The organism is Glutamicibacter sp. BSL13, assembly GCF_052928425.1.
Window position 1 is genome coordinate 81,280 of record NZ_JAVGCZ010000001.1, and the last position, 17,549, is coordinate 98,828.

The 17,549-nt window shown below is 65.1% G+C and carries 12 protein-coding genes; 8 read left to right on the plus strand and 4 right to left on the minus strand.

All coding sequences use genetic code 11. The features are described from left to right. Positions 1 to 191: 191 nt before the first annotated feature. Positions 192 to 1,703: a leucyl aminopeptidase gene (locus RCJ92_RS00345; RefSeq protein ID WP_446753413.1), complete on the minus strand. Its 1,512-nt coding sequence runs from the start codon at positions 1,701 to 1,703 to the stop codon at positions 192 to 194. Positions 1,704 to 2,044: 341 nt separating this feature from the next. Here RCJ92_RS00345 and RCJ92_RS00350 point away from each other — a divergent pair, with 341 nt between their 5' ends. From RCJ92_RS00350 to RCJ92_RS00365, 4 genes are all read left to right on the plus strand, one after another. After that, on the plus strand, positions 2,045 to 3,097 hold the full coding sequence (locus RCJ92_RS00350) for a proteasome assembly chaperone family protein (RefSeq protein ID WP_446753414.1): 1,053 nt from the start codon (positions 2,045 to 2,047) through the stop codon (positions 3,095 to 3,097). Beyond that, positions 3,094 to 4,362: an MFS transporter gene (locus tag RCJ92_RS00355; protein WP_346922126.1), complete on the plus strand. Its 1,269-nt coding sequence runs from the start codon at positions 3,094 to 3,096 to the stop codon at positions 4,360 to 4,362. The genes RCJ92_RS00350 and RCJ92_RS00355 overlap by 4 nt, the downstream gene beginning before the upstream one ends. An 84-nt stretch (positions 4,363 to 4,446) precedes the next feature. Next, positions 4,447 to 5,550 (plus strand): DUF4192 family protein, encoded by a 1,104-nt coding sequence (locus tag RCJ92_RS00360; RefSeq protein ID WP_446753415.1) that lies wholly within the window; start codon positions 4,447 to 4,449, stop codon positions 5,548 to 5,550. A gap of 252 nt (positions 5,551 to 5,802) precedes the next feature. Continuing rightward, the gene (locus RCJ92_RS00365; protein WP_138178008.1) at positions 5,803 to 7,008 is read left to right on the plus strand and encodes an RNA polymerase sigma factor; all 1,206 of its coding nucleotides are present in this window, start codon (positions 5,803 to 5,805) and stop codon (positions 7,006 to 7,008) included. Positions 7,009 to 7,228: 220 nt separating this feature from the next. Here the strand turns inward: RCJ92_RS00365 and RCJ92_RS00370 are convergent, their stop codons facing one another. After that, positions 7,229 to 7,453 (minus strand): DUF7455 domain-containing protein, encoded by a 225-nt coding sequence (locus RCJ92_RS00370; RefSeq protein WP_054820859.1) that lies wholly within the window; start codon positions 7,451 to 7,453, stop codon positions 7,229 to 7,231. Positions 7,454 to 7,673: 220 nt separating this feature from the next. Here RCJ92_RS00370 and RCJ92_RS00375 point away from each other — a divergent pair, with 220 nt between their 5' ends. Next, positions 7,674 to 9,782: a DNA gyrase/topoisomerase IV subunit B gene (locus tag RCJ92_RS00375; protein WP_446753416.1), complete on the plus strand. Its 2,109-nt coding sequence runs from the start codon at positions 7,674 to 7,676 to the stop codon at positions 9,780 to 9,782. 118 nt (positions 9,783 to 9,900) lie between these two features. Here the strand turns inward: RCJ92_RS00375 and RCJ92_RS00380 are convergent, their stop codons facing one another. Beyond that, positions 9,901 to 10,866: a M56 family metallopeptidase gene (locus RCJ92_RS00380; protein ID WP_446753417.1), complete on the minus strand. Its 966-nt coding sequence runs from the start codon at positions 10,864 to 10,866 to the stop codon at positions 9,901 to 9,903. Positions 10,867 to 10,890: 24 nt separating this feature from the next. Then, positions 10,891 to 11,262: a BlaI/MecI/CopY family transcriptional regulator gene (locus RCJ92_RS00385; RefSeq protein WP_054820860.1), complete on the minus strand. Its 372-nt coding sequence runs from the start codon at positions 11,260 to 11,262 to the stop codon at positions 10,891 to 10,893. Between the two features lie 363 nt (positions 11,263 to 11,625). Between RCJ92_RS00385 and RCJ92_RS00390 the strand changes: the two genes are divergently transcribed. The 3 genes from RCJ92_RS00390 to cydC form a co-directional block, all read left to right on the plus strand. Beyond that, on the plus strand, positions 11,626 to 13,206 hold the full coding sequence (locus tag RCJ92_RS00390; protein ID WP_446753418.1) for a cytochrome ubiquinol oxidase subunit I: 1,581 nt from the start codon (positions 11,626 to 11,628) through the stop codon (positions 13,204 to 13,206). Between the two features lie 18 nt (positions 13,207 to 13,224). Beyond that, positions 13,225 to 14,250 (plus strand): cytochrome d ubiquinol oxidase subunit II, encoded by a 1,026-nt coding sequence (cydB, locus tag RCJ92_RS00395; protein WP_446753419.1) that lies wholly within the window; start codon positions 13,225 to 13,227, stop codon positions 14,248 to 14,250. Positions 14,251 to 14,280: 30 nt separating this feature from the next. Then, on the plus strand, positions 14,281 to 17,549 hold a 3,269-nt coding region (gene cydC / locus RCJ92_RS00400), incomplete at its 3' end, for a thiol reductant ABC exporter subunit CydC (protein WP_446753420.1).

Genomic DNA, 17,549 nt, shown 5'->3' on the forward strand with positions numbered 1-17,549 from the left:
CAACACCTCCCGGTGGAGGGTGGAGGGCGGCGTGCCGTGATGTTTCAAAACTTACCTTAGTCCGGTGAACCGCCATCAGTCACCTCGTGACAGCGAAAAGTCAGTTTCCCCTATATTTTTGCACGAAACCCGGTGTGGGAAGCTGTGACGCCTCCCGCACCGGGGTGTATTTCGTGACTCATCAATCCCGTTTAACGGGTGGCGAAGCGCTCCGCGAATCCGATGAGCGTGCGCACCTGTGAACCGGTGCCGTTCTTCGGGGTGTAGCCCCAGGCACTGGCCTCGTTGAAGGCCGGGCCGGCGAAGTCGATGTGGGCCCAGGGGATCGGGGTCTCATCGACCTTGCCCACGAACTCGCGCAGGAACACGGCCGCGGTCATCATCCCGCCCATGCGTTCACCGATGTTGGCCAGGTCGGCGACCTGCGAATCGATTGAGGCGCGCAGATCCTCGGGCAGCGGCATCGGCCAGGCCAGCTCACCGACCTCATCGGATGCGGACACCAGCTCGTCGCGCAGCGCCTCATCGCCCATGACCCCCGCGGTGCGCAGGCCCAGGGCGAGCATCTGCGCGCCGGTGAGCGTGGCGATGTCAATGATCGCGTCCGGCTTCTCCTCACTGGCGGCGACCAGCCCGTCGGCCAACACCAGGCGGCCCTCGGCGTCGGTGTTCAGCACCTCCACGGTCTTGCCGCCGTAGATGGTGATGACATCGCCTGGGCGGGTCGAACGCCCGCCGGGCATGTTCTCGGCCAGGCAGAGCCAGGCGGTGACCTTCAGGTCCAGGCCGAGCTCGGCCACACCGGCCACGGTCTGGAACATGGCCGCCGCGCCGGACATGTCCGACTTCATGGCGTGCATGCCAGCGGCCGGCTTCAGCGAGATGCCGCCGGTGTCAAAGGTGATGCCCTTGCCCACCAGGGCCAGGTGCTTGCTCGCCTTGGCCGGGGAGTACTCGACCTTGACCAGGCGCGGGGCCCGCTCGGAGCCGCCGCCGACGCCCATCAGCCCGCCGAAGCCGTCCTTGGCCAGGCGCTTCTCGTCGTACACGGTGACCTTCAGCGGCAGCGACTTGGCGTAGTCCTTGACCGCGTTGGCGAAGGATTCGGGGTACAGCGCGTTGGCCGGGGTGTTGATCAGGTCGCGGGTGGCGCGCACGGCGCGGCCCAGCACCGCTGCGCGCTTCAGCGCGGCCGGCAGCTGCTTGTCCGCGGAGGCGGCGGTGACCACGATCGCGTCGCTGAGCGCCGGCTTCTCGTTCTTTTCCGAGCGGAAGTTCTCGAAGCGGTAGCTGCCCAGGGCGATGCCCTCGGCCACTGCGGCGGCGCGCGCCACGGTGGCGGCGGGCAGTGCGAACAGGGCGCTCTTCACGCTGCCCAGCTGGCGGGCGGCCGAACCGGCGGCGCGGCGCAGCTTCTCGTCGGTCAGCTCCTGCAACGAATCAACTCCCAGGCCGATGAAGGCCACGTACTTGGCCTTGGAGGCCTCCACCGCCGGCAGCCGGGTCAGCTCATCGGCCTTGGCGCCGACGCCCATGTCGGCCAGGGACTTTTCCAGTTCTGCGGTGGTCTGGGGGTCAAGCACCGATTCGGCGATGTGAACCTTCTCATCGCTCTTGTAGATGCCCAGCACCAGTGCGTCGGCGTTCTTGCGCTTGATGTCGGTTCCGATTGCGGTCAGCTTGAGATCGCTGGAGTTGATCACGAAATCATTCCTTCTAAGCCTTTGTAGGGTTTGAGGATCTGTAAGGGTAGGGGACCGGGCGGAGCGGGGCGCCGCGGGTGGCGGCATGCGGCATCTGCACCGTGTCCCATTAGTAGATGTTAGCCGAGGTACACCCCGCGCGTGCCCCACTTCACAGTGGCTGTTGCCCCGAAGAGATAGAATGTGACGTTGGAGTATGACCCGGGGGCCCGGGTTCTGCTAAGAATCGTTGGGTGGCAGGCAGACGTGCATGGCATGCACGACGGTGCCGTTGGCCCAACGGGTAGGACAAGTAGTGATCCGTCGGAATGATCCGGCGGCTGATCTCGGATCGGGGTGGAATGACCAGTTCGTCGTTGATGAAGCTGATGGCCGAAGACCTCGATGACCCCTGCCTGCAGGGGCTGGGAATGTACATTTCCCTCAAGGGGGCCAGCGACGCGGGCAACGCCCACGTCCAGGTACACAACGAGCTGTTTGGGCAGCTGGCCGGCGAGCTGGTGGCCCGTTTCGACGCCGATCAGCTGGTGTGCTACTCCGCCCAGCGTCCCCGGGTGACCTACCTGGGGGACCACTTCGCCGCCTACCAGGAGCCGGTCATCGAGCTGTACCTGATGACCGATGGCATGGACCGGGACTTCTGGTTCCTCACCGGCGTTGAGCCGGACCTGAAATGGGAAGAGCTCAGCTCCCAGCTGCTGGTGCTGATCGAGGCCTTTAACATCGGCCCGGTGGTCTCCACCAGTTCGCTGCCGATGCCGGTCCCGCACACCCGTCCGGTGGGTGTGACCGCCCACGGCAACCGCAAGGACCTGATCGAACAGATTTCCACCTGGTCGCCGACCGCCGAACTGCCGGCCGCCTTCACCGACCTGCTGGAGATCCGCCTGGCCGAGGCCGGGCGCGACGTGGTCGGCTACTCGCTGCACACCCCGCACTACCTGGCCGAGGCCGAATACCCACCGGTGGCCGTGGCCGCCCTGGAATTTGTGGGGGCGGCCCTGAAACTGGCCCTGCCCACCGACAGCCTGCGTGAAGCCGGCCGGCTGATCGAAGGACAGCTGGCCGAACAGATCGACGCGAACACCGAAGTGCGCCAGATGGTGGCCGGGTTTGAGAAGCGCTTTGACGCCCACGCCCAGGAGCACCAGCCGCGGTCGCTGCTGCTTGATGAGGACCATGAGCTTCCCGACGCCGAGCAGATCGCTGCCCGCGCCGAATCGTTCCTGGCCGGGATCGAGGACCTGGATGCCTGGTTGGCCGAAACCGGCCCCCTGCCCGAAGACCGTCACGAGGACGCCACGCACACCGACGCCGATGAGGGCGCCGATTCGGACGATGACCCGCACGGCCCCGAAGATTCGGCCGATAGTTCCGGTGACCCGACCCCTTGAGCCATGACCAGCTGAATTCAAAAAAATCTTGGATCGTCTACACGGTGGCGCTGCTGGCCTACCTCTCGGCGGTCGCCCAGCGCACCAGCTTCGGCGTGGCCGGGCTGGAGGCCACGGAACGCTTTAACGCCTCCGCCTCGATCCTGGCGACCTTCTCGGTCGTCCAGCTGCTGGTGTACGCGGCCGGCCAGGTGCCGGTCGGGCTGATCCTGGACAAGGTCGGCCCGCGCCGGATGATTGTCGGCGGGGCGATCCTGATGACCCTGGGCCAGGCATTCTTGGCCTTTGCGAACAACGTCCCCCAGGGCTTGGTTGGGCGTGTGCTGGTCGGTGCCGGGGATGCCATGGTCTTCGTCTCGGTGCTGCGGCTGCTGCCCATGTGGTTCTCCGGGTCCCGCATCCCGATGCTCACCCAGATCACCGGCACGGTAGGGCAGCTGGGCCAGCTGATCAGCCTCTTCCCGTTCCACGCGATGCTCATCCACGTCGGATGGACCCCGGCATTTGCGATGCTTGCCGTCATCGCCTTCGTGTCCCTGCTGCTGGTCATCACCTTTGTGCACAATGGGCACGAATGGCGTGGCACCGGGGAAGAGGACCCGCTGAGCACCCGGGCGCGGCTGGCGGCGGCGTGGCGGCAACCGGGCACCCGGTTGGGGTTCTGGACCCACTTCAGCACCGCGTTCATGGTCAACGTATTCATGCTTACCTGGGGTTTCCCCTTCCTCGTCGAAGGCCAGGGGGTCTCCGGAGCACTGGCCTCCAGCCTGTTGTCGATCTTCGTTGTCGTCGCGATTGTCCTTGCCCCGATCCTGGGGGCCCTCACCGCCCGCTATCCGACCCGCCGGTCGCTGATCGCCCTGACCATCGTGCTGGGGATGACGGTGATGTGGGCCGTGGTGCTGCTGTGGCCCGGACGGGCGCCGCTGTGGGTGCTGATCGTCCTGATGATCAGCATCGCCGCTGGCGGTCCGGCGTCGGTGATCGGCTTCGACTTTGCCCGCACCTTCAACCCGCCGCACGTGATGGGAACAGCCACGGGCCTGGTCAACGTCGGAGGATTCTCCGGGGCCTTCATCTGCATGTACCTGGTCGGCATGCTGCTGGACTTCCAGTTCCAGCTGGCCGGCGGTGAACGGGAACTGTACAACCTGGGCGCGTTCAAGCTGGCCTTGTGCGTCCAGTTCGTGTTCGTGGCCGTGGGCATCAGCGGGATGCTCCTGGCACGCAAGAAGGCGCGCCGCCAGCAAAATCCCGGCCATTAGCTTCCCTGGTGGCTGCGGCCCGAGTTGTCCACACTCGGGGTCCCCGATCCCGTGGGCACCTCGGTCTTGGCCCACTGTCGGGTCATGACTACTACACCGGAACAAGAGCCGCTCTCCCTGGAGCGCGCCGAAGACATCCTTGCCTACGTGCCCCACGCGCTGGGGTTTCATCCCTCCGAATCGGCCGTGCTGTTGCTGATGGTCGACAAGAAGCTGGAAGCGACCCTGCGCGTGGATCTGCCAAAACACGACAGCGCGGGGGAGCGCCGGCCGTGGGTGGAGCAGGTCTGCAAGTTGGTGGGAAAGCTGCCGCAGCTGACCGGAGCACTGTGCGTCCTGTACTCCAACGACCCGCCACCTGCCGGGCGGGAACTGCCCTATCACCAATTGCTTGCCGAGCTCAGCGAGAGCTTCGATGCGCGCCGTACGCCACTGCATCAGGCGTGGTTTGTCAACCGGGGCATGGTGTGGAATTACAACGGGGCGGTGCCAGAACAGCGCGAGAACCCGGCCTGCCCGGAACTCAGCGACACTTACCTCAGAATGGTCCTGGCCGGTTCCGCCCCACTGCACGAGCCCTGGGACGGGGAGGGCGTCCCGGAATGGGAGAACGCCGGAACGATCCGCAGCCTCGCCGATTCGCTCGACGGCGACATGTACGACTGCCTGGATACCTGGGCTGCACTGCTGGAAACAGACGCCTACCAGTCCGAGGCAACCATGCGCTCCGAACCATTGGTCGCGGCACGGCTGCTCTCTGGCTTGGAAATCCGGCTCGTGCGCGACATCCTGCCCTACCTCGCTGGTGTGGGTGCGGTCGCGGCGCGCACGGCGGTGCGTGAACTGGCGCTGCGCGACACCGAGGAACGCGCCCAGGAACTGGCCGATTTCCTGCTAGGCGGTGGGGCGAACACTCCGGAGTGGAAACGGCTGGAGAACCTGTGGTTCATCTGCCGAGACCTATTGGGGGTGGCGCGAGCCGGACAGCGTTCGGCGCTGCTGTGCATCCTGGCGTGGATTGAATGGGCCAAAGGCAGGGGAAGCATGTCCATGGCGCTCTTGCGGACCGCCTTGGATAGTGACCCTGAATACCGTCTTGCGCAGTTGCTGCAGCAACTGCTTTACCGCGGAATCATGCCGGAGTGGGCCACTGATCCCCAACGTGCCTGGCGTTCAAGTTTCCATTAGGAGCGCGAAATCCGGCCGCGCCAAGTGGTGCCTGCGTGGTTATTCGTGGATAATGGGACAACAGACCCGGTTAGGTCCGATTGTTCTTTTGCGTTCCGTCTTTTCACAGCGGGAACAAAAGAAGGCGTAGATGCGTTGAAATACGTGACTGTCGCCATGGCGGAAACTCCTTGTTTCCGCTAACGGACTTGACAGGGTCATAGTGGTGTTACCGGTAGGTGCATCTGGGACGCATCGTGAGAAAGGTTATTCGTGTCATCAACTGAGACGAACGCTAAGCGCAAGGCTGCCAACGCAACTGCGGCTGAGGAAGCCAACGCCAAGGCTGTGGCAGAGAAACCTGTCGCGAAGAAGCGCGCAACCAAGGCCAAGGCAAGCAGCAAGGCCGCCGGTAAGGCCTCAGAAGAAGTCGTTGACAACGAAGAGCAGACCGAGGCTCAGACCGACAACGCCGAAACTGAAGAAAAGACTGAAGACGATTCCGTTGGCTTCGTCATCAGCTCGTCCGAAGACGACGCCCCTCAGCAGCAGGTGATGGTGGCAGGTGCCACCGCCGACCCGGTCAAGGACTACCTGAAGCAGATCGGCAAGGTCGCACTGCTGAACGCCGAGCAGGAAGTGGATCTTGCGCTGCGCATCGAGGCAGGGCTGTTCGCTCAGGACAAGCTGAACAAGGACGACGGGTCAATGGACCAGCGGCTGCGCTGGGACTATGAACAGATCATCCACGACGGAAAGATCGCCAAGAACCACCTGCTGGAGGCCAACCTGCGCCTCGTGGTTTCGCTGGCCAAGCGCTACACGGGCCGCGGCATGTTGTTCCTGGACCTGATCCAGGAAGGCAACCTGGGTCTGATTCGTGCGGTTGAGAAGTTCGACTACACCAAGGGCTTCAAGTTCTCGACCTACGCCACCTGGTGGATCCGTCAGGCGATCACCCGTGCCATGGCCGACCAGGCACGAACCATTCGTATTCCTGTGCACATGGTCGAGGTCATTAACAAGCTCGCCCGCGTCCAGCGTCAGATGCTGCAGGATCTGGGCCGCGAACCCACTCCGGAAGAGCTGGCCAAGGAACTGGACATGACCCCGGAAAAGGTTGTCGAAGTCCAGAAGTACGGCCGCGAACCGATCTCCCTGCACACCCCGCTGGGTGAAGACGGCGACTCGGAGTTCGGTGACCTGATCGAGGACTCGGAAGCCGTGGTTCCGGCCGACGCGGTTTCCTTCACCTTGCTGCAGGAGCAGCTGCACTCGGTGCTGGACACCCTCTCGGAACGTGAAGCCGGCGTCGTGGCGATGCGCTTTGGCCTGACCGACGGTCAGCCGAAGACTTTAGACGAAATTGGCAAGGTCTACGGGGTGACCCGTGAACGCATCCGTCAGATCGAATCCAAGACGATGTCCAAGCTGCGTCACCCCTCGCGCTCTCAGGTGCTGCGCGACTACCTGGACTAAAACGATCGTTCCGCGGCGGACGAAGCTCTGTGTGGCTTCGTCCGCCGCGGTCGTTAAACCCAACATTTCGCCGCAATTCGCACACCGATGAGTGGCCGGGCCCTGCTTGGCGGTTGCTGAGCGGCACCGGCGCTGCGGAGCAATATTTGACCCATAACAAAAACGCTGGGACCCGCCCTTCGGCGGATCCCAGCGTTTGGCAGACAACGGACGGCGCGAGCTAGTCCTGGATGTCCACCTTCGGCTTCTCGTAAAGCCGCGAAGTTTCGTCCTGCCACTCCGAGGTGAGCGGGCGAAGCTTATCCTCTACGGCTCGTGCGTGGTGTGCACAGAACAGCAGTTCGCCACCTGTGGAGGCTAGCACGGCCCTTACGTAGGCCTGTGCGCCGCAACGGTCGCACCGGTCGAGGGCATTGAGTTCGCGACTTGCAGTTGTAGTAGTCATTGCCAGCCTCCTTAAATCTTGGTGTATTCAATACAACCAGTTATGGCCCGAACTTTATGCCCCTCGGGCCGCTCTTTCGCTCACCGCGTACTGCTTGTGGATAAGCTCATAGTGGCCAAGTTCCCGTTTTCACGGGTGTTCGGCTCACAGAATTCGAACACATTGACGACTAGAATGGGGGCAGGATCCCCGTCAGGCAGCAGTAGGAGTTAGTAACCACGTGGCCAAAGCCGATAATTACAACGCCCGCCATCTTTCCGTGCTCGAGGGACTCGAAGCCGTACGCAAGCGTCCCGGCATGTACATCGGATCCACCGACTCGCGCGGACTCATGCACTGCTTGTGGGAAATCATCGACAACTCGGTCGATGAGGCCTTGGGCGGTTATGGCCAGTCCATCTCCGTCGTTCTGCACAACGACGGTTCGGTGGAAGTGCGCGATGACGGGCGAGGCATCCCGGTGGACATCGAACCCAAGACCGGCCTGAGCGGCATCGAGGTCGTCTTCACCAAGCTGCACGCCGGCGGCAAGTTCGGCGGCGGCTCCTACACCGCTTCCGGCGGCCTGCACGGTGTGGGCGCCTCGGTCGTCAACGCCCTTTCGGCACGCCTGGACGTGGAAGTTGACCGCGGAGGCAAGACCTACGGCATGCAGTTCCGCCGCGGGGAACCGGGCCGTTTCTCCGATCGCGGCAAACCCCGGGCGGATGCTCCCTTCGAGGCCTTCAAGAAGGCCACCGAACCCGACGTGGTGGGCAAGGCCAAGCGCGGCGTCACCGGAACCCGGATCCGCTACTGGGCGGATGACAACATTTTCACCTCCGATGCCCGCTTCTCCTACGAGGACCTGCAAAACCGCGCACGACAGACCTCGTTCCTCGTGCCCGGCCTGCGCATGACCCTGCGCGACGAGCGCGGCCTGCCCGGCACCCTGGGTGAGGACGGGCCCTACGAGGAGGTCTTCCAACACGACGGCGGCATCAGCGAATTCGTGGACTTCCTCTCCAGCGATTCGGCAGTCACCGACATCTGGCGGATCCAGGGCAGCGGCTCATTCCATGAGAAAGTGCCGGTCTTCGACGCCGAGGGGCGCAGCCACATTGAAGATCTGCAGCGCGTCTGCGAAGTCGATCTCGCCGTCCGCTGGGGGATCGGCTATGACACCACGGTGCGCACCTTTGTGAACATCATCGCCACGCCCAAGGGCGGCACCCACCAGACCGGGTTTGAACAGGCGCTGCTGAAGTCCTTCCGCAAGGCCGTGGAGGCCAACGCCCGCAAACTGAAGTTCGGCAACAAGGACAAGATCGAGAAGGACGACGTCCTGGCCGGCATGACAGCCGTGTTGACCGTCCGCCTGGCCGAACCGCAGTTCGAGGGCCAGACCAAGGAGATCCTGGGTACCTCGCAGGTGCGCCAGATCGTCTCCCGCGTCGTGGAGAAGGCGCTCAACGAGCGCCTGGCCTCGACGAAGCGTGCAGAAAAGCAGGAAGCGGCCACACTGCTGGAGAAGGTCGTCAATGAGATGAAGTCCCGCGTGAGCGCACGCGTGCACAAGGAAACCCAGCGCCGCAAGACCGCTCTGGAGTCCTCATCCCTGCCGACCAAGCTGCTGGATTGCCGGACGAAGGAAACCGAGCGTTCCGAACTATTCATCGTTGAGGGTGACAGTGCGCTGGGTACCGCCCGCCTGGCCCGGTCCAGCGACTTCCAAGCCCTGCTGCCCATCCGCGGCAAGATCCTGAACGTGCAGAAGGCCTCCATTTCGGACATGCTCTCGAATACGGAGTGCGCCTCGATGATCCAGGTCATCGGCGCCGGATCGGGCCGCACCTTTGACATCAACCAGGCCCGATACGGCAAGGTCATCCTGATGACCGATGCCGATGTGGACGGCGCCCACATCCGGACCCTGCTGCTGACCCTCTTCTACCGGTACATGCGACCGATGGTGGAGGAGGGCCGGGTCTACGCCGCGGTGCCGCCACTGCACCGGATTGAGATCATCAATCCCGGTTCGAAGAGCAACGAAGTGGTTTACACGTATACCGAAGCCGAGCTGACCCGCCTGCTGGCAAAGATCGAGGCCGAAGGCCGGCGCTACAAGGAGCCGATCCAGCGTTACAAGGGCCTGGGTGAGATGGACGCGGACCAGCTGGCCGAAACCACCATGGATCCCCGGCACCGCACGCTGCGCCGGGTCGGCGTGGAGCATGCCCAGGCGGCCGAGGAAATCTTCGACCTGCTCATGGGCTCGGATGTGGCACCGCGCAAGGAATTCATCATCTCCGGTGCTGACAACCTGGAACGCGAACGCATCGACGTTTAGGGGCGCCAGCAGCGAAAACGCCGACCGGTTTGCCTGGGGTATTACCCGGGGGGACCGGTCGGCGTTTCCTTTTGCCCGGTGTTCCGGGACTTCAGCCGTGGCCGGTTGTGGATTGCGTCTAGCCCAGCAGCTTGGGCGCAATCAGCAACACGGTGGGGCAGACCAAAAGCATCAGTGAGCAAAAGACGATCGCCGTGGTCTGGAAAACACTCAGCGGGTTCGGATCATTGAGCAGGCGCTGCAGGCGTCCGGAGGACAATTCTCCGTTCGGCACGGTTTCCAGGTCGCCGCCCGAGCCGCCCTGCTGGGCGGGATCGTGGACCGGGTTGGGGGCCACGGAGGACGCGACGGTCACGATGGCCCGCAACAGGACTGGGCGCTGCACCTTCTGCAGGGCCGTGTCATCGGCCAGCATCTCGGTCAGCTGGCGCACCGCGTCCAACGCCAGGCGCGATGTCGGCAGCCAGGGAAGGGCTTCGTGCCAGGCGGTGAAGGCCAGGATCAGCAGGTCGTGGCGTTGTTCAAGATGCGACCGCTCGTGGGCCAGCACCGCCTGCAGTTCGGTCTCGGAGAGCTGGTCCAGAAGTCCACGGGACAGGACGGTGACCGAGCGGGTCATGCCCGGAACGCAATAGGCAACCGGGACGTCATGGTCCAAAACCAGGGTATTGGGCCGGTCCTCGGCGGGGTTGGTCAACAGCATCAGCAGCTGGCGATGCTTGGCCCTCTGCCGGGAGATCCGCCAGGCGGCGCGCAGCAGGGTCAGGACCAGATGGGTGGCAAAGAGCAGTGCGGCGCTGAGCGCAAAGAGGTGGACCACCCCGGGGGACGGGGCATCGGGGTCCCCGAGCAGCAAGCGCCATCCCTGGTGCAGGGCACTGAGCAGGTCATCGCCCAGTGGAGTCAGACCCCACACGAGCATGGAGCCGATCATTGACAGCCCACCGGCCAGGGCGATGGCCTGCCACAACAGGACAGCGGCCACCGGGGAGCGGGCTGGCCATTTCGCTTTGGCCAACGCCAACGGCGTTGGCCACGCTAATGCGATGGCCAACGCCGCAAGAAAGTATGAGGTGAGAAGCACTCAGCCCTCTATATCGTGAAGGATTTAGACGGTTTTCGGTGCGTCCAAGATAGCACGAAGTGCCGCCGCTTCGTCGGGGGAAATGCCGCCGATGAAGCGCGCCAGAACAGCTTCGCGGTCCTGGGCGGTTCCCAATGCCTCGTTGAGCAGGTTCACGGTGTGATCCTCGCGGGTCGACGAGGCCGTGTAGCGGTGCGGACGCGTGGAGCGTTCCCGGGCGACGAGGCCCTTCTTTTCCAACCGCGCGAGTACCGTCAGCACAGTGGTGACTGCGAGTTCCTTCGCAGCATCGCCGGGTGCGGCGAGTTCATCGCGCAGATCATTGGCGGTCAGTGGTTCTGCGGAGTCCCACAGAAGTTCCATGACTGAGCGTTCCAGATCGCCAAGGCTGGCCACAGGGCAGTACCTCACTTGCCTACTAGTGCTAAAACGTCCGGCGCCATTAAGCGCCAACGAACGTATCGTGCAGTCCATTCTATAGGGGATTGACCAAATTTTCTACACTTCGTAAAAATCGGGTCTGAGTAGATTATTGTTGCAAAAATCACATTCGGGCATAGTCTCTTGGGCGCACCTTGAGAACTCGGCAAATTTGGCGCTTGCCTGTTGCTGGCATCACGCGGTTTGGTCGGTGGCTTGTTTTGCAGGCCACAGGCCGGTTACCCGCGAGTTCTACGTCTTGTCGAAATTGGCCTATCGTGGTGGTGAACGACTTTTCTACGTTCAGTAGAAAACGTGTTTACACTCGAAGGGAAACCGATGGACCCGTTGGAAATTGCGCGGTGGCAATTTGGCATCACCACCGTCTACCACTTCCTGATGGTGCCGCTGACGATCGGGCTGGGGCTGGTCGTAGCGGTGCTGCAAACGGTATGGCTGCGCACCGGCAATGAACAGTGGCTGCGAATGACGAAGTTCTGGGGCAAGCTGTTCCTGATCAACTTCATCATGGGCGTGGCCACCGGTATCGTGCAGGAATTCCAGTTTGGCATGGCCTGGAGCGAGTACAGCCGATTCGTCGGCGACGTCTTCGGGGCCCCGCTGGCCATGGAGGCGCTGCTGGCGTTCTTCGTCGAATCCACCTTCCTGGGACTGTGGATCTTTGGCTGGAAGAAACTGCCGGCAAAGCTGCACCTGGCCACGATCTGGGCCGCTTCGCTGGCCAGCATCCTCTCGGCCTACTTCATCCTCGTCGCAAACTCGTGGATGCAGCACCCGGTGGGCACCGAAATCGTTGACAGGCGCGCGGTCATGACCGACGCCTGGGCCGTGTTCACCAACAACACGGCGCTGATCACCTTCCCGCACACCGTCTTCGGCGCCTTCGCCGTGGCCGGCGGATTCCTGCTGGGCATCTCCTGGTTCCACCTGTACCGTCGCCGCGCGGAGGGCATCGACACGGTGGACGCCAACGGGCGCGTCATCGTTGGGGAAGACCTGAGCAAGGGCCGCAACCGCGACAAGACCGACCACAAGGTATGGCTCTCCTCGCTGCGCATCGGTGCAGTGGTGGCGCTGGTCTCCTTCCTGGGGGTGGCCTTCTCGGGGCACACCCAGGCCCAGCTGATGTTCGAGCAGCAGCCGATGAAGATGGCCGCCGCCGAGGCCGCCTGCCACGACGGCACCGGGTTCTCGGTGCTGACGCTGGGCGATGTCCGCACCCAGGGCAGCACCAGCTGCGATGACGTCACCGCGGTCTTCGAACTGCCCGGTCTGCTTTCCTACCTGGCCAACGGCGACTTTGAAACCCCGGTCAAGGGCGTGAACACGCTGATCCCCGAATACCAGGAAAAGTACGGCACCCACTACCCGGATGAGGAATACCTCGGTCAGTACGCCGGCCAGGAAATCAACTACGTCCCGGTCATGGAGGTCACCTACTGGGGCTTCCGGCTGATGATCACGTTGGGCGGGTTGAGCGCCGTCGCCGCCGCGGTGGCCCTGTGGCTCACCCGCAAGGGGACCGTGCCGCACAACAAGTGGGTCTCCCGGCTGGCCCTGCTGGGCATCGCCGCCCCGTTCGGGGCGAACTCCTTCGGCTGGATCTTCACCGAAATGGGACGTCAGCCCTTCGTGGTGGCGCCGAACCCGCAGATGGGCGGCATTGACCAGGTGTTCATGTACACCGCCGCCGCGGTCTCGCCGACCGTCAGTGCCGGGGAGATGCTCTTCTCCACGATCAGCCTGACGCTGATCTACGCAGTGCTGCTGGTGGTCGAACTCGTGCTGCTCACCCGGTTCATCCGCGGTGGGGTGGCCTCCTCCATGCCCGAACTGAACAACGACGAGCGCAAGGACGAGGACAAGCACGATGATGATGTGCTGTCCTTCGCCTACTAGCGGGAACGGAAACTGACAATGGAATGGCTTCCAACACTATGGTTCGTGGTCATCGCCGTCCTGTGGCTTGGCTACCTCTTCCTTGAGGGCTTCGACCTCGGGGTGGGCATGCTCATGGGGGTGATGGCCCGCAATGAACGCCAGCGCCGGGTCATGCTCAACACCATCGGCCCGGTCTGGGACGGCAACGAGGTCTGGCTGCTGACCGCCGGCGGGGCCACCTTCGCCGCCTTCCCCTACTGGTATGCCTCGCTCTTCTCCGGGCTCTACCTGCCGCTGGTGATCGTGCTGGCCGCACTGATCTTCCGTGCCGTATCCATTGAATACCGCGGCAAGGCGCACACCGCCACCGCGTTGAAGATGTGGAACCTGGCAATGAGCCTGGGCTCCTTCGTGGCCGCCTTCGGTGTGGGCGCCATGCTGGCGCTGACCACCCTGGGGCTGCCACTGAATGAAAACGGGGACCGGGTCGGCGGAGCGTTCGCCTGGTTTGGCTGGGAAGCGGTGCTTGGTGGCCTGGCGGTCGTGGGCTACTGCCTGATCCAGGCGCTGGCCTTCCTGCGCCTGAAGACCGATGGGCCGATCCGCGAACGCAGCGGCTCGCTGCTGGTCAGGTGGCTGCCGCTGGGCCTGCTGCCGCTGGTGCTGTGGGCGCTCGCGGTGCTGTTGCGCAACGACTCGATGGGCGCCTGGGCGCTGCTGGGGCTGGCCGCGCTGGCCATGGTGGCCGCCTGGGGCACCGCCCGGTCGGGCCGCGAGGGATTCTCCTTCATCGCCCTGGGGGCGGCCCTGGCGCTGGGGGTCGCGGCGATCTTCACCGCCGCCTTCCCGGTGGTGCTTCCCTCCACGATCGACCCGGCGTTCAACCTGACGGTGATGAACGCCTCCAGCACGCCGTACACGCTGCGGCTGATGAGCATCGTGGCCGCGTTCGGGGTGCCGTTGGTCCTGGCCTACCAGGCCTGGAGCTACTGGGTGTTCCGCAAGCGCATCCACGAAAAGCACATCCCGGAGACCCACCTGATCACCCCCGTGGTCAAGTAACCGTCGATGGCCCAACGCCAAGGAGAGAAGATGGCCGCACCACGCTTCCTGCCCTCAAACCTGCTGCAGCGCCGGCAGCTGGTGCTGCTGACCGTGTGGTCGATCAGCAAGGCCCTGGGGCTGATCCTGCTCGCCTTCGCGTTGGGCACCTGGATCGCCTCCCTGGCCGGCTCCGGTGCGCCGGCCGGCCCGCGGCTGCTGTGGCTGGCCCTGGCCGGCGCGCTGCTGCGGGCCGCTGGCGGCTGGGGGCTGAACGTGTCCTCCCGGCGGATGGGGTTGGGCGCGAAGGAGCGGATGCGCGAACAGCTGGTGGCCAGCACCGCAGCGGTCAGCACCATCGTCCCGGTGGCGTCCAAGAAGTTCTCCGTGCCGGTAACCGCCACCCTGGCCGCGCACGGCATCGACAAGCTCGATGACTACTTCACCAAGTTCATCCCGGCCATGGTCAGCGCACTGGTGCTGCCGCCGCTGCTGGGGATCTATGTCCTGACCGTGGATCTGACCAGCGCCATCGTGCTGCTGATCACCATTCCGCTGGTGCCGCTGTTCATGGCCCTGATCGGCATGCACACCCAGGAGAAGATCCGCGAAAGCCAGGCGGGACTCGACGCGCTGGCCCACCAGCTGTATGAGCTGGCCCTGGGGCTGCCGGCCCTGCTGGGCCTGGGGCGGGCCCGCGCCCAGGGAACTGCGATCGCCCGGTTGGGCCGACGCTACCGCAAGGCCACCATGGAGAACCTGAAGACGGTCTTCCTCTCCAGCTTCTGGCTCGAACTGATCTCCACGCTCTCGGTTGCGGTGGTGGCGGTGTTCATCGGCCTGCGCCTGGTCGGCGGCCACATGGACCTGGCCGCCGGGCTGATCGTGCTGATCCTGGCTCCCGAGGTCTTCGGAACCCTGCGTGAGGTCGGCTCGGCCTACCACGCCGCCGATGACGGGCTGGCCGCCTACCAGCGCTACGAGCAGATGGTGGGGCAGAACCCCGAACCGGCCATCAGCGTCCAACGGCTGCCCCTGGATGCCGGGAACCGCCAGCCGATCCTGGAGCTGGAGGACTTTTCCTTCCGCTACGGCACCGAGGCGCCGCTCTACCGCAACTACACGCTGCGCCTGGAACCGGGCCAGCGCCTGCTGCTGGACGGGGCCAGCGGCACCGGGAAGAGCACCCTGCTCAAGGCCATCGCCGAGGGTGCCAGCGCCAACGCGCTGGACGCCGAGCAGACCAGCGGCCAGCTGCGGCTGCGCGGCGGGTTCGCGCTGATCAGCCAGCACCCGGAATTCAGCCAGGACACCGGCGTACGGCAATTGGCCCTGGATGCGCCCCAGGCCAGTGCCGAACAAATCCAGCGTCTGGCCCACGAGCTGGGGCTGCACACGATGCTGCAGCGGCCCATCGCCGAATACTCCCCGGGCGAACTGCGCCGACTTGAGGTGCTGCGCGCCCTGCTGCGCATCCACAGCGAACCCGGCACCCGGCTGCTGCTGGCCGATGAGCCAACCGCCCACCTGGATGCCCGCAACGCGGCCGCGGTACGCCGGCTGCTGGGCGAACTGCCTGCCGGCTGCGCGGTCCTGGTGGCCAGCCACGACCCGCTGCTGGGCGCCCGCCAGGTGCCCGGCACCGCACCGACGGCCACCACCGCCCCGGTGGATGAGGACGAACCGGCGGCGCTGCCGCAGGCGCCCCGGCCGCCGCGCGGCCAGCAGGCGTCCGGATTCACCCCGGTGCGGGATTTGCTGACCCGTTACACCGGGGCCCGCAAGGCCGTGCTACTGGGGGTGCTGTCGGTGCTCTTCGCCGTGGCCCTCTCCGCGGTCAGCGGCTGGCTGATCGTCAAGGCCAGCTACATGCCCCCGGTGCTGCACCTGATGGTGGCGATCGTGAGCGTGCGCGCCCTGGGCATTGGCCGGGCGGCGCTGCGCTACCTGGAGCAGCTGGCCATCCACGACGCCGTGCTGGGGTACGCGGCCGAGCTGCGGGAAAAGATCTGGAACGCCATGGTGGCCAAGCCCGCCAGCTGGGGCGTTGTCTCCCGTTCCCCGGTGGTGCTGCGCTTCTTCCTGGCCGAGGTCGACGAACTGCGCGACCTGCTGGCCCGGGTGGTCTTCCCGCCCCTGCAGGCCCTGATCGTCTGGCTGCTGGGCACCGTGGTGCTCTTCCTGATCCAGCCGGCCTTCGGGTATGCGGGACTGGGCGCGCTGCTGCTGATGCTCATTGTCATTGTTCCGCTGATCCGCCGCATCGAGGGGCACAGCACCACCGAGCAGCTGGAGCACCGGCTGCAGGTCAACGAACGCGTGCTGGCCATCCTGCGCAACCGGGCCTCGCTGCGGGCCAACGACTCCCTGGGGGAGTTGCTGGCCCGGCTGCGGCGCACCGAGCGGGAAAACACCCGCAAGGCCAGCTGGCACGCCCTGGGCCAGGGCGTCGGGGCGAACCTGATGACCCTGACCGGAGCCGTGCTGGCCACCGCCTGCGTGGCCCTGAGCGAGGTGACGCCCGAACTGACCGCGGTGGCCGCCCTGCTGGCCCTGGCCCTGTCCGAACCCGCCGCCGCCTGCGTCGCCTCGATCCAACAGGCCCGGGCACTGGCCGAACTGCGCCAGACCCTGGCCGACCGTGGGGTGAGCAGCGCACCACAGCAGCAGCTGCCGGAGCCGGAGGAGGATTTCGGGCCGGTCACCGGCTTTGAGCTGCACGAGGTGGCCCTTGGCTACCGTGAGGGTGAACCGGTGCTCCAGGGGCTCAGCGCCCGCATCGCCCCCGGGGACTGGACGGCACTGACCGGCCCCTCCGGCTCGGGCAAATCGACCCTGCTCACCGCCCTGCTGGGGGTGCTGCCCCCGTTGTCCGGGCAAATCCACGCCATCGACACCGCCGGGCAGCTCTCACCGCTGACGGCCCAGGCCCTGGATTCGGTGGCCTGGTGCCCGCAGGAGGCGCACCTGTTCGACTCAACCCTGGCGCGCAACCTGGCGCTGGGCGTGGAGGGGCCGATGCCGCCGGAGTCGCAGATGCTCCAGGTGCTGCAGGCGGTGGGCCTGGGATCCTGGTACGCCCAGCACCCCCAGGGCCTGGAGACCCGCATCGGCAGCGGCGGCCACAGCCTCTCCGGCGGACAGCGCTGCCGCCTGGCCGTGGCCCGGGCCCTGTTGGCGGACAAGCAGGTGGTGCTGCTCGATGAGCCGACCGCCCACCTGGGCCAGGACGAGGGACAGGCGCTGATCGATCAGCTGCGGGCCGCGCTCGCCGGTCGCACCGTGGTGCTCATTACCCATGACGCCCAGCTGGCCGGCGA